This window comes from Citrobacter sp. RHBSTW-00859 (assembly GCF_013729795.1).
Taxonomy (GTDB): domain Bacteria; phylum Pseudomonadota; class Gammaproteobacteria; order Enterobacterales; family Enterobacteriaceae; genus Citrobacter; species Citrobacter braakii.
In genome coordinates this window covers 1,440,515-1,462,650 of the sequence record NZ_CP056284.1, presented here as the reverse complement: position 1 = coordinate 1,462,650, position 22,136 = coordinate 1,440,515, and the positions used below count along the sequence as shown (strand labels likewise).

Below are 22,136 nucleotides of genomic sequence, written 5' to 3'. Positions count from 1 at the left end.
TTTTAAATATCAGTCACAAGTAAGGTAGGGTTATGATTTCAGGCATTTTAGCATCCCCGGGTATCGCTTTCGGTAAAGCATTGCTGCTGAAAGAAGACGAGATCGTCATTGACCGGAAAAAAATTTCTGCCGACAAGGTTGATCAGGAAGTTGAACGTTTTCTGAGCGGTCGTGCCAAGGCATCTGCGCAACTGGAAGCGATCAAAACCAAAGCTGGTGAAACGTTCGGTGAAGAAAAAGAAGCCATCTTTGAAGGGCATATCATGCTGCTCGAAGATGAGGAGCTGGAGCAGGAAATCATAGCCCTGATTAAAGATAAGCACATGACGGCTGATGCAGCTGCGCATGAAGTTATCGAAGGTCAGGCCACAGCCCTTGAAGAGCTGGATGATGAATACCTGAAAGAACGTGCGGCTGACGTACGTGACATCGGTAAACGCCTGCTGCGTAACATCCTGGGTCTGGCTATTATCGACCTGAGCGCTATTCAGGAAGAAGTTATCCTGGTAGCTGCAGACCTGACCCCGTCAGAAACCGCACAGCTGAACCTGAACAAGGTGCTGGGTTTCATCACTGACGCGGGCGGACGGACTTCCCATACTTCTATCATGGCGCGTTCTCTGGAACTGCCAGCCATCGTAGGTACGGGTAGCGTCACCTCTCAGGTTAAAAACGACGACTATCTGATTCTGGATGCCGTAAACAACCAGGTTTACGTCAATCCGACCAATGAAGTTATTGAGCAACTGCGCGCCGTTCAGGAGCAGGTTGCTACCGAAAAAGCGGAACTCGCTAAGCTGAAAGATCTCCCGGCTATCACGCTGGACGGACATCAGGTAGAAGTTTGCGCCAACATCGGTACCGTTCGTGACGTTGAAGGCGCTGAGCGTAATGGCGCCGAAGGTGTTGGTCTGTACCGCACCGAATTCCTGTTCATGGACCGTGAATCGCTGCCGACTGAAGAAGAACAGTTTGCTGCGTATAAAGCCGTTGCTGAAGCCTGTGGCTCTCAGGCGGTCATCGTCCGTACCATGGACATCGGCGGCGATAAAGAGCTGCCGTACATGAACTTCCCGAAAGAAGAGAACCCGTTCCTGGGCTGGCGTGCCGTACGTATCGCCATGGATCGTAAAGAGATCCTGCGGGATCAGGTTCGCGCAATCCTGCGCGCCTCTGCTTTCGGCAAACTGCGCATCATGTTCCCAATGATCATCTCTGTTGAAGAAGTGCGCGCACTACGCAAAGAGATCGAAATCTACAAACAGGAACTGCGCGACGAAGGTAAAGCATTTGACGAAAGCATTGAGATTGGCGTGATGGTGGAAACACCGGCAGCGGCAACAATTGCGCGTCATTTAGCCAAAGAAGTTGATTTCTTTAGTATCGGCACCAATGATTTAACGCAGTACACCCTGGCAGTTGACCGTGGTAATGATATGATTTCACACCTTTACCAACCGATGTCGCCATCTGTGCTGACGCTGATCAAGCAAGTTATCGATGCTTCTCATGCGGAAGGCAAATGGACTGGCATGTGTGGTGAGCTTGCAGGCGACGAACGTGCTACACTTCTGTTGCTGGGGATGGGTCTGGACGAATTCTCTATGAGCGCCATTTCTATCCCGCGCATTAAGAAGATTATCCGTAACACGAACTTCGAAGATGCGAAGGTGTTAGCAGAGCAGGCTCTTGCTCAACCGACAACGGACGAGTTAATGACGCTGGTTAACAAGTTCATTGAAGAAAAAACAATCTGCTAATCCACGAGATGCGGCCCAATTTACTGCTTAGGAGAAGATCATGGGTTTGTTCGATAAACTGAAATCTCTGGTTTCTGATGATAAGAAAGACACCGGAACTATTGAGATTGTTGCTCCGCTCTCTGGCGAGATCGTCAACATCGAAGACGTGCCGGATGTAGTTTTTGCTGAAAAAATCGTTGGTGATGGCATCGCTATCAAACCAACCGGTAACAAAATGGTCGCCCCTGTTGATGGCACCATCGGCAAAATCTTTGAAACCAACCACGCTTTCTCTATCGAATCCGACAGCGGCATTGAGCTGTTTGTTCACTTCGGTATTGATACCGTTGAACTGAAAGGCGAAGGCTTTAAGCGCATCGCTGAAGAAGGTCAGCGCGTTAAAGTGGGCGACCCGGTTATTGAATTCGATCTGCCGCTGCTGGAAGAAAAAGCCAAGTCTACCCTGACTCCGGTTGTTATCTCCAACATGGACGAAATCAAAGAGCTGATCAAACTGTCCGGTAGCGTGACAGTGGGTGAAACTCCGGTTATCCGCATCAAGAAGTAATTCTTGCTGCAGAGAAGAATGGCGCCTGATGGCGCCATTTTTTTATCTGGCAGACCTCAAAATCTGCCGGATAACGCTAAATTTGTGAGGTGACCGGTCGGTAACACGCCTCGCGCATCAGGATTTTCATCCCTTCCGGCCCGCTTTCCAGCATCCGTCGCTCCGAATCCGCCACTAACAGTTCACAATTGTAGCCACCCGCGATGCCAAACATGGCCCGCGCCACACAGATATCTTCCAGCGCCGTTGCCCCGCTGGTGTCAAAATGTCCAACCATACGCCCATTCTGGCGAACCACCAGCCGGTAACTCTTCATCGCGCCTCCCGAATTAACTCATCACAACCGCACAGATTGGTCCATTTCATCACTTCCAGTACGCGCTGAGCTGCATCGTGCGTCGCGGTTGTCAGCGCTTTACCCAGCACAATACCGCTCACCAGCTCAGCACAAAACAGATCGCCAGTTCCCTTCAGATCCGTTTTAACCCGTGGATGAGCGAACACCTCAACCGTTTCAGCCGTCACCACCGCAACGTTAATAATATCTTCGCTATCCCCCGGCGCGCTGGTGATCACCACCCATTTCAGCGTTTCGGTAAGCAGCGATTGCGCCGCCGTGATGGCTTCATCAAGCGTACGACACGGCTTTCCGCTCAGCATTTGCAGTTCAAACACGTTCGGCGTCAGTCCCTGAGCCAGCGGTAGCAGGTGCTGACGGTAGGCCTGCGGAATTTCAGCTTTTACATACATACCGCTGTCCGTATCGCCAATCACCGGGTCGACCAAAATGCACACTGTCGGATGCGTAGCCCGCACCGTTTCCAGCCACTGTGCTAACAGAGCGATTTGCTCTGCACTGCCCATATAGCCTGTCGTCACCGCCTTCAGCTCGCGTAAAGCATCACGCTCATTCAAGGCGCGGAGATACCCGCTAAACCAGTCGGCCGGAATAACGCCGCCGTAAAATGTTTCATAATGCGGGGTATTACTGAACAGCACCGTAGGCACTGCCGTCACGCGTAATCCCTGCGCTTTAATGGCCGGAACGGCGATGCTGTTGCCTACGCTGCCATAAACCACCTGTGACTGGACGGCGACGATATCGGTCTGTAACGCCCGATGCTTGTCGCCGAAGAGCACTGACTGAATATCACTCCCCTGCTCCATAAATTTCTCCTCTCGCTGGACAGCGGGCTTACGCCTCACTATTATCGTCATATGCTAAAATTCATTTTGTCATAGGTCAATAATGATCGACGGAAAAACCGCTAACGAAATTTTTGACAGTATTCGTCAACATGTCGCTACAGGCACGTTGGCGGCAGGAGAAACGTTGCCGCCGGTGCGTGAACTGGCAACAGCATTGAACGTTAACCGTAATACTGTCGCGGCGGCTTATAAACGCCTGGTCACCTCCGGGCTGGCACAAAGCCAGGGACGTAACGGCACGGTAATCAAGGGGATTTCAGCCCCCGTTGCGCTGGAAGGCGGCAATCCGGATACCGCGCTTATCGATCTTTCCGGCGGTAATCCAGCCCCCGCGCGTCTTCCCGACCTCAGCCGTTATTTCGCGCAAATAAATAAGAATCCCCGTTTGTACGGTGATGCCGCTGTATCACCCGGCCTTAAGGCGTGGGCCACGCAATGGATGCAAGATGCGATGCCAGCCACGGGAGAAATTGATATCACCAGCGGCGCCATTGATGCCATTGAGCGCCTACTGTGCGCCCATTTACTGCCTGGCGACAGCGTTGTGGTAGAAGATCCATGCTTTTTGAGCAGCATCAACATGCTACGTTATGCCGGATTCTCCGCCAGTCCGGTCAACGTTGACAGCGAAGGCATGCAGCCAGACATGCTGGAAATCGCGCTACAGAAAGGCGCGCGGGCGGTGATTCTGACGCCGCGCGCCCATAATCCGACAGGATGCAGTCTGAGCGCATCCCGCGCGGCGCAATTGCAGGAAATCCTGGCCCGCTATCCGCAGACGCTGGTGATCGTCGACGACCACTTTGCGCTGCTGTCCGCATGCCGTTGGTATCCGGTGATTGCGAAGGAAACCACGCACTGGGCGATTGTTCGCTCAATGTCGAAAACTTTAGGCCCGGATTTACGCCTGGCCATCGTCGCCAGCGATCCACTCACTTCCGCGAAACTGCGTTTACGGCTCAACGCCGGCAGTCAGTGGGTCAGCCATCTGCTGCAGGATCTGGCCTGCGCCTGTCTGAGTGACGAGACTTATCAACACACGCTGGCGCAAACTCAGCAGTTTTACGCCGCCCAGCAGCAAAAGCTGGCAGCGGCTCTGCGGCTTCATGGCATTACGCTGCCCGACAGCGACGGTCTTAATCTGTGGCTGCCGCTAGAAGATAACAGCCAGGCGATCGCTTTTGCGCTGGCAAAGTCCGGCTGGCTGGTACGTGAAGGCGAAGTGTTTGGCGTCAATACGCCTGCGCATGGCCTGCGCATTACGCTGTCAACATTAGCAGACAGCGACATTGATAAGCTGGCGACTGATATCCATCAGGCGCTAAAGCGCTAACAGGAGAGGAAAAGTGCGAGTTCATTTTGTTATTCATGAGTCTTTCGAATCTGCTGGCGCGTACCTGCCGTGGGCCGAATCACGCGGCTATACCATCAGTTGGTCGCGCGTTTACGCCGGAGAAACTGTTCCCGCTAATGCCGATGGCTTCGATATGCTGGTGGTATTTGGTGGGCCGCAGTCACCCCGCACCACGCTCGCAGAGTGCCCATACTTTGACTCTCAGGCAGAGCAGCATCTGATAAATCAGGCGATTGCGGCACGAAAAATCGTGGTGGGGATCTGTTTGGGGTCGCAGTTAATCGGCGAAGCACTGGGCGCGAAGGTGTGCCAAAGCCCGGAAAAAGAGATTGGTCACTATCCGATCGCCCTGACCGAGGCAGGCCAACAGCATCCGTTGTTCAGCCATTTCGGCTCACCGCTCAACGTGGGTCACTGGCACAATGACATGCCGGGATTGACCGACCAGGCGACAATTCTTGCCACAAGCGAGGGATGTCCGCGACAAATCGTACAATACGGTAATTTCGTCTATGGTTTTCAGTGCCATATGGAGTTTACCGCCGAAGCGATCGAAGGATTAATTCAGCACTCTGAGCAAGAACTGGCCGAAGCGAAAGGGAAGCGCTTTATTCGCGCTGTTGAAGAGATGCGCACCTGGGATTACCAGCAGATGAATGAGACGCTGTGGCAATTCCTTGATAAGTTGGTAGAAAAACGTAACGATTGAACAGTGCGGGCCGGAGAAGACGCTTTGCGTCGTCATCCGGCGATCCTGCCGTACGGTTGCCTGCTAGCGCTACGCTTATCAGGCCGACAAATTAAATACCTAATCCCTGGCTGAAATGCTCTTCGCCAAAGACCCCGGTGGAAAGGTAGCGATCGCCGCGATCGCAGATGATCGCCACCACCACCGCCCCCGGTGTCGCGCGCGCCACGCGTAACGCGCCCGCAACCGCGCCGCCAGAACTCACTCCGCAAAAAATCCCTTCGCGAACGGCAAGTTCACGCATGGTGTTTTCCGCATCGTTCTGATGAATATCCAGCACCTCATCCACCAGCGAGGCGTTGAAAATGCCCGGCATATATTCCGCTGGCCAGCGACGAATGCCCGGAATACTACTGCCCTCTTCCGGCTGCAGGCCAACGATGGTGACGGGTTTGTCCTGTTCACGCAGAAAACGCGATACGCCGGTAATGGTGCCTGTCGTCCCCATGCTGGAGACGAAATGGGTAATACGTCCTGACGTCTGCTGCCAGATTTCGGGTCCGGTAGTCGTGTAGTGCGCATACGGGTTATCAGGATTATTAAACTGATCGAGAAGTTTACCTTCTCCGCGCTGCGCCATCTCAAGGGCTAAATCACGCGCCCCTTCCATCCCCTGCTCTTTGGTCACCAGAACCAGTTCAGCCCCGTAAGCACGCATCGCCGCACGTCGTTCCTGGCTCATGTTGTCTGGCATCAGGAGCTTCATGCGGTAGCCTTTCAGCGCGGCAATCATCGCCAGCGCAATACCCGTATTACCGCTGGTAGCCTCAATCAGCACGTCGCCTGGCTGAATTTCCCCGCGCTTTTCCGCTTCAACGATCATCGACAACGCCGCGCGGTCTTTCACTGAACCTGCGGGATTATTGCCTTCCAGCTTGACCCAAATTTCACTGCCGTTATCCGCCGTCAGACGTTGTAATTTCACCAGAGGCGTATTGCCAATTGTTTGTTCTAATGTGTTCACGTTTTCAGCTCAATAAAATGCCGGGTGGCGCTGCGCTTACCCGGCTTACAGGTCATGCACCACCCGTTAAGCCCGGTAAGCGCAGCGCCACCGGATGATAACTATACGAATTAACCTATCAGGCACTTTGCGCCAGGGCAAGTTCCTCTTCACGCGTTTCAATACGCTGGTCGCCATTATACAAACGCGCATTTTGCAGCCCAACAAACAGACGTTCGCCGCGGTTCGGGGAATCATCGCCCTGCATAATCACTGTCAGCGGTTCGTTATACCACCCCAAGGGTTGCACAACTAATTGGGTGTAGTGTCCTTTCGGGCTGGCTTCCAGCACCTGCACCGGCAACGGCGAATCCAGACTGGTACGACGGCTGACGTCCACTTCCCACGGACGCAGGAACAGATCCACCGGGCCCTGATAGCCAGGTGTATAGCCCAGCGGCCAGCGATGTGCGCCCACGTGGAATTGTCCACCGCGAATCGTCCCTTGCAGGCGGTTAACTTCACCCATAAATTCCAGGACAAAACGGGTAGCCGGTTCGCGCCATACCTGATCGGGCGCATCAGCCTGCTCGATATGACCCTGGCTCATCACCACCACGCGGTCTGCGACTTCCGTCGCTTCTTCCTGATCGTGGGTAACAAACACGCTGGTGAACTTCAGCTCTTCATGCAACTGACGTAGCCAGCGACGCAGTTCTTTACGCACCTGAGCATCGAGCGCGCCAAACGGCTCGTCGAGCAACAAGATCTGCGGCTCTACCGCCAGCGCACGCGCCAACGCCACGCGCTGCTTTTGCCCCCCGGAAAGCTGTGCCGGGAAACGGTCCGCCAGATGAGCCAGTTGAACCATCTCCAGCAGTTTGGTCACTTTTGCTTTGATCGTTGCCGCATTCGGGCGCTCCCGCCGTGGCAGAACAGTCAGACCAAAAGCGATATTGTCGAAAACGGTCATATGACGAAACAGCGCATAGTGCTGAAACACGAACCCCACCTTACGGTCGCGGGCGTGCAAACGACTGACGTCAGTGCCGTGGAAACGGATATGCCCGCTGGACTGATGCTCCAGCCCGGCGATGATGCGCAGCAGCGTAGTTTTGCCCGATCCGGAAGGCCCCAACAGGGCGACCATCTGACCTGAAGGAATATCCAGCGAGATATCGTTCAGCACCTGGGTGCGACCAAAAGACTTCTTAATATTGGCAATCTCAATGCTCATGATTTTCCTCCTGCTGCGCGCGCTTCTCCTGGTTTTCCAGGCGCCATTGCAACATGCTCTTCAAAAACAGGGTAATAATCGCCATCAGCGTTAATAGCGCCGCGGCGGTAAAGGAGCCGACAGTGTTGTAGTCCTGCTCCAGTAATTCAATCTGTAGCGGCAAAGACAAGGTTTCACCGCGAATCGAGCCAGAAACCACCGATACCGCGCCGAACTCGCCAATCGCACGGGCGTTGGTCAGCACCACGCCGTACAGCAATGCCCAACGGATATTCGGCAGCGTAACGCGACGGAACATTTGCCAGCCGGATGCGCCAAGCAGAACCGCCGCCTCATCTTCATGGCTGCCCTGGCTTAACATCACCGGCACCAGTTCGCGCACCACAAACGGACAGGTCACGAACACCGTCACCAGCACCATTCCCGGCCAGGCAAACATAATTTGCAGGTTGTGTTCATCCAGCCATCCGCCAAGCGGGCCGTTAGAGCCGTAAAACAGCAGATAGACCAGGCCAGCGACCACTGGTGAAACGGCAAACGGAATATCCAGTAACGTGAGCAACAACTGGCGTCCAGGGAAGTTAAAGCGGGTCACCAGCCAGGCCAGTAACACGCCAAACACCAGGTTCACCGGCACCGCAATCAGCGCAATCAGCACCGTCAGCCAGATGGCGTGCAGCATGTCCGGATCAGCCAGGTTGTGTAATACCGGCATCAACCCCTTGCTGAACGCCTGCACGAAGATGTAAACCATCGGCACCAGCAAAATAAAGGCGGATACCAGCATGCCCGTGCCGATCAGAAACCATTTCCCCCAGTTGATGCGGGGTGCGCCATAACGTTTCAATTGGGTAATGTCTGCCATCAGTGACCTACCACGCGTCGACCAAAGCGACTTTGCAGGGTGTTAATTGAAAACAGCAGCAGCAACGAAGCCCCGAGGATCACAGATGCAATCGCGCTGGCGGCCGGGTAGTCAAACTCCTGCAAACGAACAAAAATCATCAGCGAGGTCACTTCCGTTTTCCATGCGATGTTTCCGGCGATAAAGATAACCGCGCCAAACTCACCGAGGCTGCGGGTAAACGAGAGCGCAACGCCCGCGACTAGCGCGGGAGACAGCTCCGGCAGTACCACTTTACGAAAGCTCTGCCAGCGCGTAGCGCCGAGCGTTTCCGCCGCTTCTTCATACTCCGGACCTAACTCTTCCAGCACCGGCTGCACGGTACGCACCACGAATGGAATGCTGGTAAAAGCCATCGCCACCGCAATGCCAAGCCAGGTGTAGGTCACTTTAATATCCAGCTTCGCCAACCACTCGCCGTAGAAACCGTTGACCGAAAACAGCGATGCCAGCGTCAGACCTGCTACCGCCGTAGGCAGCGCAAACGGCAGATCCATCAGCGCATCCAGCAGCGTACGGCCCGGAAAGCGATAGCGGGTTAAGATCCACGCCATCAGCAAACCAAACACGCCGTTAAAAATCGACGCCACAAACGCCGACAGCAGCGTCACTTTATAAGCCGCCACCACCTGCGGGTTGGTAATCACATCCCAGTATTGCGCCCAGCTCATTTGCGCCAATTGCATCACCAGCGCGCTAAGCGGCAGCAGCAAAATCAGGCAGACAAACAGTAAGCTGGTGCCCAAACTTAAGGTAAAGCCGGGCAGCACGCGTCGGGAAGAAACAGCAAACATTTACTTACGCCCCGCCGCCAACAGTTTGTCCAACTCACCGCCGCTGACAAAGTGCGTTTTCATTACCTCAGGCCACGAGCCAAACCTGTCTTCCACGCGGAAAAGTTCGGTCTGCGGGAATTTATCCTGCAGTTTGTCCATCACCTGCGGATTATTCACGCGGTAGTAGAAATCAGTAATGATGGTTTGCGCCTGCGGGCTGTACAGCCAGTTCAGGTACGCTTTTGCCGCTTTTTCAGTACCGTTAGCCTGCACATTTTTATCTACCCAGGCCACCGGGAACTCCGCCAGAATGTTGACCTTCGGCACCACCACTTCGAAGCCCTGGTCTTCATACTGTTTACGGATGTTGTTCACTTCTGATTCAAAGGTGATCAGCACATCGCCCAGGCCGCGTTCCACGAATGTGGTGGTTGCCCCGCGACCGCCGGTATCAAACACTTCCACGTTTTTCAGAAACTGGGTCATGAACTGTTCAGTTTTGGCTTTATCCCCACCATCCGCTTTATCTGCCGCGCCCCACGCAGCCAGATAGGTATAACGCGCGTTACCGGAGGTTTTCGGATTCGGGAAAATCAGTTTCACGTCCGGGCGAACCAGGTCGTTCCATTCGTGGATATTCTTCGGGTTACCCTTACGCACCAAAAATGCCATGGTGGAATAGAATGGCGAACTGTTATTCGGTAGACGGCTTTGCCAGTCGGCCGGGATCAGCTTGCCTTTGTCATGCAGGATCTGTACATCGGTCACCTGGTTATAGGTCACCACATCGGCTTTCAGCCCCTGCAGAATCGCCAGCGCCTGTTTTGATGACCCGGCATGAGATTGTTTAATCGTCAGTTTGTCACCGCCGTTATCCTTCGTCCATTGCTGTTCAAACGGCGGGTTAAGGGCGGCAAACAGCTCGCGAGAGACATCGTATGAACTGTTCAGCAGCTCCGTTGCCTGCGCCTGACCCACCAGCAACAGCATTGCTGCCAGCGTCAGGGTTCTTTTTTTCAGTAAGTTAACGGCCATTGCGCACCCTTATAAATTTAATGACTTTCTTATGGTCATCATATTTATAACCAGTGCTAAAGGAGTAACGGTTTTATATACCGTTTGATGATTTGAAAGTTGAAAAGAGAATAAGGGTACCTCCTCCCCAGCGCACGGGGAGGAGACCGGCATCAATCAGACGCCGACGCTAACGCTTTCAGGCAGGGTGCTGCCGCCATCAATCACGTTTTGCGTGCCAGTTAAGTAACTGGACTCATCCGACGCCAGGAATGCCGCCAGTTCACCGACCTCAAGTGGGCAGGCCAAGCGGCGCATCGGGATCGCTTTTGCCATTTCGACTAATACGGATTCAGGATCCTCCGGATTAGACTGACGAGCGATATTTTCCGCCATCGGCGTACGAACGTAGCCCGGGCAAATAGCATTAACGCGAATGCCGGACTGCGCGTATTCCACCGCCAGAGATTTGGTCAAACCAATGATTGCGGCTTTCGACAGCGCGTAGGCCGTTTCGCCCGGATCGGCAACCATATCGCCGGTCACAGAGGACATCATCACGATGCGCCCGTCTTTGCGCGCAATCATCTCCGGCAGAACGGCTTTCGTCACGTTCCAGACGCCTTTAATGTTGATATCAATGTGGAAATCGCGATCTTCATCGCTCATATCAAGGAAGTTGCCGAGGCGACATACGCCCGCATTGTTGACCAGAATATCGATTTTGCCTTCAATCTTCTTCGCGCGTTTTACCGCTTCCGTGACCGACGCAAAATCTCTGACGTCAGCGTGAACGGCGGTGCAACGGTGCCCGCGCCCAGCCAACTCATCCGCCAGTTTTTCAATCTCATCGGAGATATCCAGCAGGATTAGGTTCGCGCCATGGCGGGCAAATGTTCTGGCGATCCCTTCGCCAATACCCTGAGATGCGCCCGTAATCAATGCCGTTTTGCCCGTGAGTTTTCCCATTTCAATATTCTCCTTTTGAATATGAAGCATTCGCTTCATTCACGCAGAAGATACAGCAATAACAAATAAGTGCTGAGGAATAGCTCACTAAATCAGGTTAATCTCAGGTAAAAAAAGTCCCCGGCATTGCGGGGACCCAATAGTAAACATGCTCTGACCAGGTTAACAGAAGACTTACAGCCGTTTTTCCAGCAAATGTGCTCTCATCAACTCCGATGCCATCTGCGCATCCCCTTTTTTAATATGAAGCAGTATTTCCCTCTGTTTTGCCGCCGTATCAAGAAAATACTGACGATCGTTCGCAGGTAACGACTCCCTTGTTTTCTCAAAATAAGTAATGAGGACATCAGAGAAAACCTGCAGCACCCGGTTGCCACTCGCCTGTAGCAAGAGCAAATGAAAATCTCTATCGTGACGATCGGCCACCTGGGGGTTATCCGCATTCTCTTCAATAAGCCTTAGCTCATTTTCAAGTTTGGAGAGCATCGCCGGAAAAATTCTACGCGTTGCCAGAGGGATAATCGCGCACTCAATCAGGATCCTTGCCTCTGTAAATTCTGTGATATCAAACCCAGACAAATCAAACTGCATTAACAACTGGTGATTGATGTTGTGCTGTTCCAAATTCTTCAAGACGCTGCCACGACGAGGAGATCGTTCCAACATTCCCATCTGTACCAGTGTGCTAAGCGCCTGACGAACTTTATATCTTGATGTATTAAAACGAACGGCAAGCTCAGTTTCAGTTTCAATGCGACCATCAGCATTACGGTTAGCATCATCAAGCAGATAATTTTTAATACTTTCAAACAGTTCGTTTTTGTTATCCATAAACACTCTCGGATTAAAGTGCTGCAAAACTGATGAGTATAAATAATCTAATAAGTTAGATTGCTTAATATACTGTTATGGTAAGATTATAGCCCCTATTATTCAAATTATACCAAGCCATTTGTTAATAAAAAGGAATTAATTATGGTGTTATTCGTAACTCAGTTTGCGATAGTACTTATATGTATCGGTATAGGTGGGCGTTTTGGTGGGATTGGCCTGGGGGCTGCTGGCGGGTTAGGACTCGCTATCCTGACTTTTGGTTTTGGACTCCCTCCCGACTCACCTCCTTTCACTGTTATTTCTATTATCCTTGCGGTTATCACTTGCATCACAATCCTCCAGGCGGCTGGCGGGCTTGATTTATTCGTTACGATGGCAGAACGGATCCTCAGAAAGTGGCCGGGCGCGATCACTTTCCTCGGCCCCGCAGTCGCTTACCTTTTTACTGCTATCTGCGGAACAGGATATGTTGCCTTTTCGGTTTATCCAGTCATTGCTGAAATTGCAGCAGATGCCAGGGTACGGCCAGAGAGGGCCATGTCGATGTCAGTAATCGCTGCCAATTTTGGGCTTATTGCCAGCCCGGTCAGTGCGGTCGTTACAGGGACAATTGCTGTCCTTGCTGGATTACATGTCTCTGCTTTAGATATCTTGTTAGTCACCGTTCCCGGAACGTTCCTTGGCTGCGTTGTCGGCTGCCTGTTCGTCTTTAAAAGAGGTCATGAGCTTAAAAATGATCCGGAATTCCAACGCAGGGTTGCTGAAGGTGAGTTTGGTGATGCTGCCAACTTACTGATTTAGTGTATGATGGTGTTTTTGAGGTGCTCCAGTGGCTTCTGTTTCTATCAGCTGTCCCTCCTGTTCAGCTACTGACGGGGTGGTGCGTAACGGCAAAAGCACTGCCGGACATCAGCGCTATCTCTGCTCTCACTGCCGTAAAACATGGCAACTGCAGTTCACTTACACCGCTTCTCAACCCGGTACGCACCAGAAAATCATTGATATGGCCATGAATGGCGTTGGATGCCGGGCAACCGCCCGCATTATGGGCGTTGGCCTCAACACGATTTTACGTCACTTAAAAAACTCAGGCCGCAGTCGGTAACCTCGCGCATACAGCCGGGCAGTGACGTCATCGTCTGCGCGGAAATGGACGAACAGTGGGGCTACGTCGGTGCTAAATCACGTCAGCGCTGGCTGTTTTACGCGTATGACAGGATACGGAGGACGGTTGTGGCGCACGTCTTCGGTGAACGCACTCTGGCCACACTGGAGCGTCTTCTGAGCCTGCTGTCGGCCTTTGAGGTCGTGGTATGGATGACGGATGGCTGGCCGCTGTATGAATCCCGCCTGAAGGGAAAGCTGCACGTAATCAGCAAGCGTTACACTCAGCGCATTGAGCGACATAACCTGAATCTGAGACAACATCTGGCAAGGCTGGGACGGAAGTCACTGTCGTTCTCAAAATCGGTGGAGCTGCATGACAAGGTCATCGGGCATTATCTGAACATAAAACACTATCAGTAAGTTGGAGTCATTACCCAAAAATAGCGATAAGAAACGGGGCTGGAATACCTAAGGTAACACCGAGTGGCATGATGGCGGCTACCGTCGCCGCCGGGCTCATAATGACCAGCGAGAACAAGAATACAACCACACCAAATAGCATTGGTGCATCATTGACAATGCCACCAAAAACCTTAATCAGTTCTGGCTGATAGGCATCAAAAAACGTCGCCGTCATCCATGAAACACCGAGTATTGCTACCACTCCCATCAAACCTGCACGGAAGACTGAGCCGCTATTCAAGGTACTACTTGGTACTTTACTGACAATCATAATAAACAACGCGGCTGTCAACATGACCATCTGAATAACCATTGGGGTTGACAGTCTTTTTCCATCCCAGGAAGGGAGTAACTCAGTAAAAGAACCTAAAATAAGTACCAGTACCACACCAATCGCAAAGATAACGACACCTTTTTTAGCGCCAGCTGAAGCAACAAATTCTTTTTTCTGCTCAGTATGCATGAACTCATATTCACCAGCAGCAACTCTCCTCTGGAATTCCGGATCATCCTCCAGCTCTTTTCCGCGTTTATAAACAGAAAAGCTGGTAACAATAGCTGCCATAAAGAATGATGGGAGAGCAATCGTCAGTATTTGCCCAAGGCTAATCCCGGCATATTCATGCAGAATAGCCAGCATCCCCGCGGTTGCCGCACTCATCGGACTGGCAGCAACCGCGACACTGGCCGCAATAACCGTTGCGGACAACGCTCGCTCCGGACGGACCTTTGCTTCAGCAGCAACTTCAGCGACAACCGGATACAAAGAGAAAGCAACGTAAGTAGTCCCACAGAATAGCGTAAATATGGAAGTTAATATGGGGGCAACAAAAGTAATTGCCTGTGGTTTTTTACGGAGTAATTTTTCAGCCACGCGCACCAGATAATCAAGCCCACCAGCGGCCTGTAATACGCTGACAGCGCCAATCACACAAATAATAATTAGCATTGCAGTAATAGATGGTGCGGAGGGTTTTAGTCCAAAACCCAGAACTAATATTGCAACACCAAGTCCTCCACCAGCACCCAGCCCCATTCCGCCATAACGTCCGCCTATACCAATACAGGCGAGTACAATAAATAATTGTATAAAAAATAAAGCATCCATTTTTCACCTCAAAGCGTCTCCCGGATATTGCATCCGGGAGATATTAATTACTATGCTCGGGATTAGTTTAAATATGATTTAGCAATTTCGATCTGTTTTTTAACAGCATCAGTCCCTGTGCCACCATAAGACATTCTTGATTTAATACATGCTTCGAGAGATATACTCTCATAAATATCATTTTCGATTTTATCATCAAATGTGTGGAATTCATCCAGAGTAAGCTCTTCCAACATTTTTCTATGTTTTATGGTGATGCTGCCAACTTACTGATTTAGTGTATGATGGTGTTTTTGAGGTGCTCCAGTGGCTTCTGTTTCTATCAGCTGTCCCTCCTGTTCAGCTACTGACGGGGTGGTGCGTAACGGCAAAAGCACTGCCGGACATCAGCGCTATCTCTGCTCTCACTGCCGTAAAACATGGCAACTGCAGTTCACTTACACCGCTTCTCAACCCGGTACGCACCAGAAAATCATTGATATGGCCATGAATGGCGTTGGATGCCGGGCAACCGCCCGCATTATGGGCGTTGGCCTCAACACGATTTTACGTCACTTAAAAAACTCAGGCCGCAGTCGGTAACCTCGCGCATACAGCCGGGCAGTGACGTCATCGTCTGCGCGGAAATGGACGAACAGTGGGGCTACGTCGGTGCTAAATCACGTCAGCGCTGGCTGTTTTACGCGTATGACAGGATACGGAGGACGGTTGTGGCGCACGTCTTCGGTGAACGCACTCTGGCCACACTGGAGCGTCTTCTGAGCCTGCTGTCGGCCTTTGAGGTCGTGGTATGGATGACGGATGGCTGGCCGCTGTATGAATCCCGCCTGAAGGGAAAGCTGCACGTAATCAGCAAGCGTTACACTCAGCGCATTGAGCGACATAACCTGAATCTGAGACAACATCTGGCAAGGCTGGGACGGAAGTCACTGTCGTTCTCAAAATCGGTGGAGCTGCATGACAAGGTCATCGGGCATTATCTGAACATAAAACACTATCAGTAAGTTGGAGTCATTACCTGTTTTATACAGTAATTAACAGCACTGCCAACAATATGGTGAGCTTCTCTAAAAGGAATGCCTTTACGAACCAGGTAGTCAGCCATATCGGTTGCGTTTGAAAATCCTCTTGCCGCTGCGCTGCGAGTATTATCTGAAAGAATAACCATTTTTTCGAGCATCGGCGCCATAATTTTCAGACTGGTCTGTAAGGTATCCATAGAGTCATAGACCTGCTCTTTATCCTCACTCATATCAGTATTATAGGCCAGAGGGATACCTTTCATAATGGTCAACATCGCCATTAGATTTCCGTACATACGCCCCCCTTTACCGCGCATTTTTTCAGCCACGTCGGGGTTTTTCTTCTGTGGCATGATGCTGGAACCGGTACAGAAATCATCTGAAAGCTCAATAAATTTAAAATCCTGACTTGAGAATAAAACCAGTTCTTCTGACAAACGGGTAAGATGCATAAAGCACATAGCAGCGGCGGCAGTGAATTCAACCATATGGTCACGATCGCTGACAGAATCAATACTGTTTTCAGTCGGCTTGTCAAAGCCAAGCTCTTTAGCCGTGAAATCACGATCAATGGGGAAAGTAGTACCGGCAAGGGCTGCTGAACCTAAAGGGCATTCCCCCATGCGTTGATAAAGGTCTGCAAAACGAGTCCAGTCACGGCGTAACATCCAATAATATGCCATTATCCAGTGCGACAGAAGAATAGGCTGACCGGTCTGTAAATGAGTATAGCCAGGCATGATCGCATTAATGTTATTTTCAGCCTTGCTGATAATAACTTTTTGTAGATGAACGATATCCTGCTGAATTTCACGAATAGTCGATCTCATGTGCATTTTCGAATCGACAGTCGTCTGGTCATTACGACTGCGGCCAGTATGTAGCTTCCCGCCAACAGGACCAATTATTTCTGTCATACGTCTTTCTATCGCCATATGAATATCTTCATCAACGGTATCAAAAACGAATTGCCCTTCCTCAATCTCTTTATTGACCTGCCTTAACCCGCCAATAATCGCATTCGCTTCATCCTGCGTGATAATCCCCTGACGGCCCAGCATAGTGGCGTGAGCAATACTCCCCTGAATATCAAAAGGGCAGAGACGTTGTTCCAGCATAATTGTCGCATTATAAGATTCGACCAGTTTATTTGTAGGCATATCAAAACGCCCACCCCATAATTTTGTAGACATAAAACCTCCAATGACCCTTTGTTGCAAAATGGTTAAATATAAATTCCGTTATTTTTCGGTCATTTTCAGATTACAAGACAGCCATTTTAATTGTCAACAAATGAAGACATTAAATCAATTTATAGCGAAATTAACTACACTTATTATTTATTTTATTTTCATAAATTGCATTAAAAAATCTGATCTTCCTCACATTTAAATTGTGATTTAATTGAGATATATTCAGAATTTTTAAAGTAATAAATTGGCATTAATAGTTTATTAATTCTAAATAATTCCATTTAATACCGTTCTCATAACCAATAAACTGGCAGGTAAATAATAATGAACGTGGGAGGTGATTTTTCAGGATGAGCGTCAACGCGAGTGCATCATCAGCATGGCGGACGTTGGGTGGTTCAAGGGAGAGCTATATTGTGCCAGATGGCGGCATCAGCGCCATCTGGCATCAAAAAATTACAGGGCCAGCAAACGATCCAGCGATGGCGCGAAATAATAGCCGCCGGTCACCGGTTTAGTGAAACGCAGCATCGCGTCGCGCTTGCCGTCAGTGTCGCCAAACATGCTCAGCAGTTGCTGCTCGATGTTGTGCAACCGGGCGCAATAGGCACAGAAATAGAGGCCGTGCGTACCGCTGGCGGTGCCGTATGGCAGGCTCTGGCGCACAATTTTCAGTCCTTTACCATCTTCTTTGAGATCGACACGGCTCAGGTGAGAAGTAACCGGACGGTCATCACCGTCGATCTCTTCGTTGGCTTCCTTGGTACGCCCAATCATCATTTCCTGGTCATGAATGCTCATGCGGTTAAGCTGCTTCAGGTTATGTTCCCAACGCTGCACAAACACATAGCTGCCACCAGCATCCACGCCATCTTTAATAACCGCGACTTCACGGCGCGTTTCAACGCCTGCCGGGTTTTCCGTTCCGTCAACAAAGCCGCTGAGATCGCGCTCTTCAACCCAACGGAAACCGTGGATCTCTTCTTTGACTTCAATACAGTCGCCAAAGGCTTCCATTGCCGCCTGTGCAACGGAGAAATTCACGTCATGACGCAAAGAGAGAATATGAATCAGCACATCATACTGGGTGGCTGGCGCAAGACCTTTACCGTAAGGGATAAAGTCTTTTAACTCTTCTGCGCCAACGCCGCCGCTCAGTGTACGCCAGGTGTTGTTGCCAAAAGCAACAACCGCGCCCAGATGCGCATCCGGGAACTTCGCTTCAAAGGTCGCCAGCTTATCGGCGAAGGTTTTGCTGGCCCCACGCAGGGCCTCAACGTCGCCTTTAACATTGGCTTCAATCCAAATCGCCGCACGGCAATGTTCTGGCAAAATGCCACTCTGAACCTGAGACATTGTTCCTCCTGAAAAAAAAGATGCCACGACATCGTGGCATTGATGGGCGCTATTCTACCTGTTTTTTTAACAAGCCGATTTGTTCAGACGCAAATTAACGCCGCCAGATAATTTTGCTTACTTTCCATGCTTTCAACGTATCGTCAGACGGCATTAAGCCCTCAGGCCCGCTCCACTCACCGGAAAAGACGTAGCTAATATGTTGACTTCCTTCAGCTTTACATTCAACACCCGCGCTGTCATCGCCAGTCGCCTTCTGACAATTACCAAAGGCTTTAGTGTAAAGGTCGCTAAACGGTGTACCGATTTCGACACCCGCAGAAGAGGGAATATCGCTGTCGACTACATCAATACGGCTAATCGTTCCCTGATTGCCATTGATAACCATCGCCAGCTTGTCATCTTTCATCGCTTCATAAAAGCGCACCACATTACCGTTATCGGTCTTCATCCCGCTACGCAGGCGGTAATCACCGTCCAGCGCATCAGCGATGGTTTTTTCATCCAGCGGGGTTGCGCCAGTCAACGCTCCGACGCCCTGCTCAGTGACCTGCGTTGAAGAACCAAACCAGTTCCACGGATTGGCGGCAGACCAGTTCACCGATGACAACGTTGAACACCCGGTCAATAGCAGCGGCATCGCGCATAAAGTCAAACGCAGTGATTTCATTTCACTTCCTTCCTTATTTATCAACGTTGCTTGGAGTCCGGTTTCGCCAAAAAGTGCCGTTATTCTTTCTCGAGGGAAAAACAGGCGCGCAGACGTTGATTAGTTAACAGCCAGATCAGCGCAACGACATCCGCCACCAGCAGCGCCAGCCCGACGCCGTTGACCGGATCGCCTGCCAGCCACATCACCGACTGCCAGCACAGTAGCACCAGTTGAGCGAGGATCAGTAATCCTCGCAGCCAGCGCCATACCACCGGAAACGCAAAGCGTCGCCCGCTGAGTAAAAATGCCAATACCGCAGGAACGCCGGGAAGCAAACCCAGCCAGAAAGCGTCGTGATCGGGATAAAACAGATTCAGCAGCGTGTTGCCCTGCTCGCGGGAAGAACCGGCAATCACAAACAGAACCCAGGTGCGCGCCTGCAGCAGCAGCACGCACCAGAAGAGAAAAGGCAGGCGCAGACGCCCATGAGCGTCATAGTCGGCCGGATGAAACTCAGTACTCTTCATCTTCGATCAAACGCTTGCCCAGATTGAGTACATCCGCATGTTCATAGCCCAGACGTTCATACATACCCTGTACGACGTCATTATCGTCACGCACCATGATTTGAATCTTCGGACAACCGCGAGCAATGAGCTTTTTCTCCAGCCGGTTGAGCAGCGCATTGGCAATGCCGCGACCGCGAAACTCAGGATGTACGCCCAGGTAATAGGCCGAGCCGCGATGCCCGTCATATCCGCCCATCACCGTACCGACCACCTCGCCATTCACTTCAGCGACCAGGAACAAGCTGACGTCATGATTGACTTTACGCTCAATGTCCATTTCAGGGTCGTTCCATGGACGCAGCAAATCACAGCGCTCCCAGAGGGTGATCACCTCTTCGAAATCTTCCTGGCGAAAAACGCGTATTTCCATGGTATTGGGTACCTTTTCAGGACGTTAAAAAGCGATTATGGCGCGAACGGCTGATTTAGCCAATATCTGACGCGAAGCGGCGGAAAAAATGGCATAATACGGAATTGTCACGTATTGAAATGAAAAGTAAAACAATTCTTATCCCGATCCGTCGCAACGGACAACGCGATACGATATAACGTTTAGAACCTTTTTTTACAACTCAGGCCGTATGAGCACTTTTAAACCACTAAAAACACTCACATCGCGCCGCCAGGTGTTGAAAGCCGGGCTGGCCGCCCTAACGCTGTCAGGCATGTCGCAAGCCATCGCTAAAGAAGAAGCGCTTAAGACCAGCAATGGACACAGCAAACCGAAAGCGAAAAAAGCCGGCGCTAAGCGCGTTGTTGTCCTTGATCCGGGTCACGGAGGGATTGATACCGGCGCAATTGGTCGCAATGGGTCGAAGGAAAAGCACGTGGTACTGGCGATTGCCAAAAACGTGCGCTCGATTCTACGCAACCAGGGGATTGATGCGCGCCTGACGCGCTCCGGCGATACATTTATTCCGCTTTACGATCGCGTCGAGATCGCTCATAAGCATGGCGCTGACCTGTTCATGTCGATTCACGCCGATGGTTTTACCAATCCGAGCGCTGCAGGTGCGTCGGTCTTTGCGTTGTCCAATCGCGGTGCCAGTAGCGCCATGGCGAAGTATCTGTCCGATCGTGAAAACCGGGCCGATGAAGTGGCCGGGAAGAAGACCACCGATAAAGACCATTTGCTGCAGCAGGTGCTGTTCGATCTGGTGCAAACGGATACCATTAAAAACAGCCTGACGTTAGGCTCGCATATTCTCAAGAAGATCAAGCCGGTACATCGTCTTCACAGCCGCAGCACGGAACAAGCCGCCTTCGTGGTGCTAAAATCACCATCAATTCCGTCGGTACTGGTCGAAACCTCGTTCATAACCAACCCGGAAGAAGAACGTCTGCTAGGTACGGCGGCATTTCGCCAGAAAATCGCCACCGCTATCGCCAATGGCATCATCAGCTATTTCCACTGGTTTGATAACCAGAAAGCACACTCGAAGAAACGTTAACCATGAAGCCCGATGCACAGCGCGTAAAACAGTTCCTGCTCAGCCTGCAAGATGATATTTGCCAGCAGTTATCCGCCGTAGACGGCGCCGAGTTTGTTGAGGATAACTGGCAACGTGAAGCAGGCGGCGGCGGGCGCAGCCGGGTGCTGCGTAACGGCGGTATTTTCGAGCAAGCGGGTGTCAACTTCTCCCACGTTCACGGCGAGGCAATGCCGGCCTCGGCTACCGCCCATCGCCCCGAGCTTGCGGGACGCAGCTTTGAGGCCATGGGCGTCTCGCTGGTGGTACATCCGCAGAATCCCTACATTCCGACCAGTCATGCCAACGTGCGATTTTTTATCGCGGAAAAACCGGGCACTGACCCGGTCTGGTGGTTTGGCGGCGGCTTTGACTTAACGCCCTACTACGGCTTTGATGAGGATGCGGTTCACTGGCACCGCACGGCGCGAGATCTGTGCCAGCCGTTCGGCGAAGACGTTTATCCCCGTTACAAGAAGTGGTGCGATGACTACTTCTTCCTCAAGCATCGCAACGAACAGCGCGGCATTGGCGGGCTGTTTTTCGATGATTTGAATACGCCGGATTTCGACCACGGCTTCGCCTTTATGCAGGCGGTAGGTCAAGGCTATACCGAAGCGTATCTGCCCATCGTTGAGCGCCGCAAAGCAATGAGCTGGGGCGAACGTGAACGCAATTTTCAGCTTTACCGTCGCGGACGCTATGTGGAATTTAACCTGGTGTGGGATCGCGGCACGTTATTCGGTCTGCAGACCGGCGGCCGTACGGAATCGATTCTGATGTCGATGCCGCCGCTGGTGCGCTGGGAGTATGACTGGCAGCCGGAAGCGAACAGCCCGGAAGCCGCCCTTAGCGAGTTTATTCAGGTTCGCGACTGGGTGTAACCCCAGACAATACCAG

At 51.6% G+C, this 22,136-nt stretch carries 25 protein-coding genes; 9 read left to right on the top strand and 16 right to left on the bottom strand.

Annotation, left to right across the window (positions count from 1 at the left end):
• Nucleotides 1-32 precede the first annotated feature (32 nt).
• A complete protein-coding gene (gene ptsI / locus HV302_RS07145) occupies nucleotides 33-1,760 on the top strand; it encodes a phosphoenolpyruvate-protein phosphotransferase PtsI (RefSeq protein WP_016153925.1) in 1,728 nt (575 codons plus the stop codon).
• A 40-nt stretch (nucleotides 1,761-1,800) separates the two neighbouring features.
• A complete protein-coding gene (gene crr / locus HV302_RS07140) occupies nucleotides 1,801-2,310 on the top strand; it encodes a PTS glucose transporter subunit IIA (RefSeq protein WP_000522253.1) in 510 nt (169 codons plus the stop codon).
• Nucleotides 2,311-2,386: 76 nt separating this feature from the next.
• Here crr and HV302_RS07135 read toward each other — a convergent pair whose 3' ends face one another.
• Nucleotides 2,387-2,626 (bottom strand): hypothetical protein, encoded by a 240-nt coding sequence (locus HV302_RS07135; RefSeq protein WP_016153926.1) that lies wholly within the window; start codon nucleotides 2,624-2,626, stop codon nucleotides 2,387-2,389.
• Nucleotides 2,623-3,477 carry a pyridoxine/pyridoxal/pyridoxamine kinase gene (pdxK, locus tag HV302_RS07130; protein WP_181627095.1) on the bottom strand — a complete coding sequence of 285 codons (855 nt, stop codon included), beginning with the start codon at nucleotides 3,475-3,477 and terminating at the stop codon, nucleotides 2,623-2,625. Before pdxK ends, HV302_RS07135 begins: the two co-directional genes overlap by 4 nt.
• Before the next feature lie 82 nt (nucleotides 3,478-3,559).
• Between pdxK and ptsJ the strand changes: the two genes are divergently transcribed.
• Entirely contained in the window at nucleotides 3,560-4,852 is a 1,293-nt protein-coding gene (gene ptsJ / locus HV302_RS07125) for a MocR-like B6 salvage transcription factor PtsJ (protein WP_181627094.1), read from the top strand.
• 13 nt (nucleotides 4,853-4,865) lie between these two features.
• Nucleotides 4,866-5,582 (top strand): type 1 glutamine amidotransferase, encoded by a 717-nt coding sequence (locus HV302_RS07120; protein ID WP_181627093.1) that lies wholly within the window; start codon nucleotides 4,866-4,868, stop codon nucleotides 5,580-5,582.
• Nucleotides 5,583-5,673: 91 nt separating this feature from the next.
• Here HV302_RS07120 and cysM read toward each other — a convergent pair whose 3' ends face one another.
• The 7 genes from cysM to HV302_RS07085 form a co-directional block, all read right to left on the bottom strand.
• Entirely contained in the window at nucleotides 5,674-6,585 is a 912-nt protein-coding gene (gene cysM / locus HV302_RS07115) for a cysteine synthase CysM (protein WP_016153930.1), read from the bottom strand.
• A gap of 118 nt (nucleotides 6,586-6,703) precedes the next feature.
• Complete coding sequence (gene cysA, locus HV302_RS07110) at nucleotides 6,704-7,801, bottom strand: sulfate/thiosulfate ABC transporter ATP-binding protein CysA (protein ID WP_016153931.1); 1,098 nt, start codon at nucleotides 7,799-7,801, stop codon at nucleotides 6,704-6,706.
• Nucleotides 7,791-8,666 (bottom strand): sulfate/thiosulfate ABC transporter permease CysW, encoded by an 876-nt coding sequence (cysW, locus tag HV302_RS07105; protein WP_016153932.1) that lies wholly within the window; start codon nucleotides 8,664-8,666, stop codon nucleotides 7,791-7,793. Before cysW ends, cysA begins: the two co-directional genes overlap by 11 nt.
• Nucleotides 8,666-9,499, bottom strand: coding sequence for a sulfate/thiosulfate ABC transporter permease CysT (cysT, locus tag HV302_RS07100; RefSeq protein WP_003038061.1), 834 nt, complete (start codon nucleotides 9,497-9,499; stop codon nucleotides 8,666-8,668). Before cysT ends, cysW begins: the two co-directional genes overlap by 1 nt.
• Complete coding sequence (locus tag HV302_RS07095; protein ID WP_181627092.1) at nucleotides 9,500-10,516, bottom strand: sulfate ABC transporter substrate-binding protein; 1,017 nt, start codon at nucleotides 10,514-10,516, stop codon at nucleotides 9,500-9,502.
• Nucleotides 10,517-10,672: 156 nt separating this feature from the next.
• The gene (gene ucpA, locus HV302_RS07090) at nucleotides 10,673-11,464 is read right to left on the bottom strand and encodes an SDR family oxidoreductase UcpA (RefSeq protein WP_016153934.1); all 792 of its coding nucleotides are present in this window, start codon (nucleotides 11,462-11,464) and stop codon (nucleotides 10,673-10,675) included.
• A gap of 174 nt (nucleotides 11,465-11,638) precedes the next feature.
• The gene (locus HV302_RS07085) at nucleotides 11,639-12,295 is read right to left on the bottom strand and encodes a FadR/GntR family transcriptional regulator (RefSeq protein ID WP_016153935.1); all 657 of its coding nucleotides are present in this window, start codon (nucleotides 12,293-12,295) and stop codon (nucleotides 11,639-11,641) included.
• A gap of 144 nt (nucleotides 12,296-12,439) precedes the next feature.
• Between HV302_RS07085 and HV302_RS07080 the strand changes: the two genes are divergently transcribed.
• Both HV302_RS07080 and HV302_RS07075 read left to right on the top strand, forming a co-directional pair.
• Nucleotides 12,440-13,099 (top strand): anaerobic C4-dicarboxylate transporter family protein, encoded by a 660-nt coding sequence (locus HV302_RS07080; RefSeq protein ID WP_326928760.1) that lies wholly within the window; start codon nucleotides 12,440-12,442, stop codon nucleotides 13,097-13,099.
• A gap of 28 nt (nucleotides 13,100-13,127) precedes the next feature.
• A protein-coding gene (locus tag HV302_RS07075) for an IS1 family transposase (protein WP_223429336.1) occupies nucleotides 13,128-13,825 on the top strand; the annotation gives its coding sequence in 2 pieces (ribosomal slippage) (nucleotides 13,128-13,377 and nucleotides 13,377-13,825; 699 coding nt in all).
• Between the two features lie 10 nt (nucleotides 13,826-13,835).
• On the opposite strand, the gene HV302_RS07070 is transcribed toward HV302_RS07075, so the two are convergent.
• Both HV302_RS07070 and HV302_RS07065 read right to left on the bottom strand, forming a co-directional pair.
• Nucleotides 13,836-14,975 (bottom strand): anaerobic C4-dicarboxylate transporter family protein, encoded by a 1,140-nt coding sequence (locus HV302_RS07070; protein WP_326928759.1) that lies wholly within the window; start codon nucleotides 14,973-14,975, stop codon nucleotides 13,836-13,838.
• Nucleotides 14,976-15,037: 62 nt separating this feature from the next.
• Nucleotides 15,038-15,211, bottom strand: a complete 174-nt coding sequence (locus HV302_RS07065) for a hypothetical protein (RefSeq protein ID WP_326928758.1) — start codon at nucleotides 15,209-15,211, stop codon at nucleotides 15,038-15,040.
• 70 nt (nucleotides 15,212-15,281) lie between these two features.
• Between HV302_RS07065 and HV302_RS07060 the strand changes: the two genes are divergently transcribed.
• Nucleotides 15,282-15,979, top strand: a protein-coding gene (locus HV302_RS07060) for an IS1 family transposase (RefSeq protein WP_223429336.1) whose coding sequence is annotated in 2 segments (ribosomal slippage) — nucleotides 15,282-15,531 and nucleotides 15,531-15,979 — 699 coding nt in all. Because the reading frame shifts where the segments join, the coding sequence is not laid out codon by codon here.
• On the opposite strand, the gene argH is transcribed toward HV302_RS07060, so the two are convergent.
• The 5 genes from argH to HV302_RS07035 form a co-directional block, all read right to left on the bottom strand.
• Nucleotides 15,973-17,190: an argininosuccinate lyase gene (gene argH / locus HV302_RS07055; protein ID WP_326928757.1), complete on the bottom strand. Its 1,218-nt coding sequence runs from the start codon at nucleotides 17,188-17,190 to the stop codon at nucleotides 15,973-15,975. The two genes, HV302_RS07060 and argH, sit on opposite strands and share 7 nt — an antisense overlap.
• Before the next feature lie 456 nt (nucleotides 17,191-17,646).
• A complete protein-coding gene (gene yfeX, locus HV302_RS07050) occupies nucleotides 17,647-18,546 on the bottom strand; it encodes a porphyrinogen peroxidase (RefSeq protein ID WP_016153939.1) in 900 nt (299 codons plus the stop codon).
• A gap of 94 nt (nucleotides 18,547-18,640) precedes the next feature.
• The gene (locus HV302_RS07045) at nucleotides 18,641-19,216 is read right to left on the bottom strand and encodes an RpoE-regulated lipoprotein (RefSeq protein WP_016153940.1); all 576 of its coding nucleotides are present in this window, start codon (nucleotides 19,214-19,216) and stop codon (nucleotides 18,641-18,643) included.
• 59 nt (nucleotides 19,217-19,275) lie between these two features.
• On the bottom strand, nucleotides 19,276-19,725 hold the full coding sequence (locus HV302_RS07040) for a DUF2919 domain-containing protein (RefSeq protein ID WP_181627091.1): 450 nt from the start codon (nucleotides 19,723-19,725) through the stop codon (nucleotides 19,276-19,278).
• Entirely contained in the window at nucleotides 19,712-20,137 is a 426-nt protein-coding gene (locus HV302_RS07035) for a GNAT family acetyltransferase (RefSeq protein ID WP_003038048.1), read from the bottom strand. Before HV302_RS07035 ends, HV302_RS07040 begins: the two co-directional genes overlap by 14 nt.
• A 211-nt stretch (nucleotides 20,138-20,348) precedes the next feature.
• Between HV302_RS07035 and amiA the strand changes: the two genes are divergently transcribed.
• Both amiA and hemF read left to right on the top strand, forming a co-directional pair.
• Nucleotides 20,349-21,218 (top strand): N-acetylmuramoyl-L-alanine amidase AmiA, encoded by an 870-nt coding sequence (gene amiA / locus HV302_RS07030; protein ID WP_016153942.1) that lies wholly within the window; start codon nucleotides 20,349-20,351, stop codon nucleotides 21,216-21,218.
• Nucleotides 21,219-21,220: 2 nt separating this feature from the next.
• Nucleotides 21,221-22,120 (top strand): oxygen-dependent coproporphyrinogen oxidase, encoded by a 900-nt coding sequence (gene hemF, locus HV302_RS07025; RefSeq protein ID WP_019077353.1) that lies wholly within the window; start codon nucleotides 21,221-21,223, stop codon nucleotides 22,118-22,120.
• Nucleotides 22,121-22,136 lie beyond the last annotated feature (16 nt).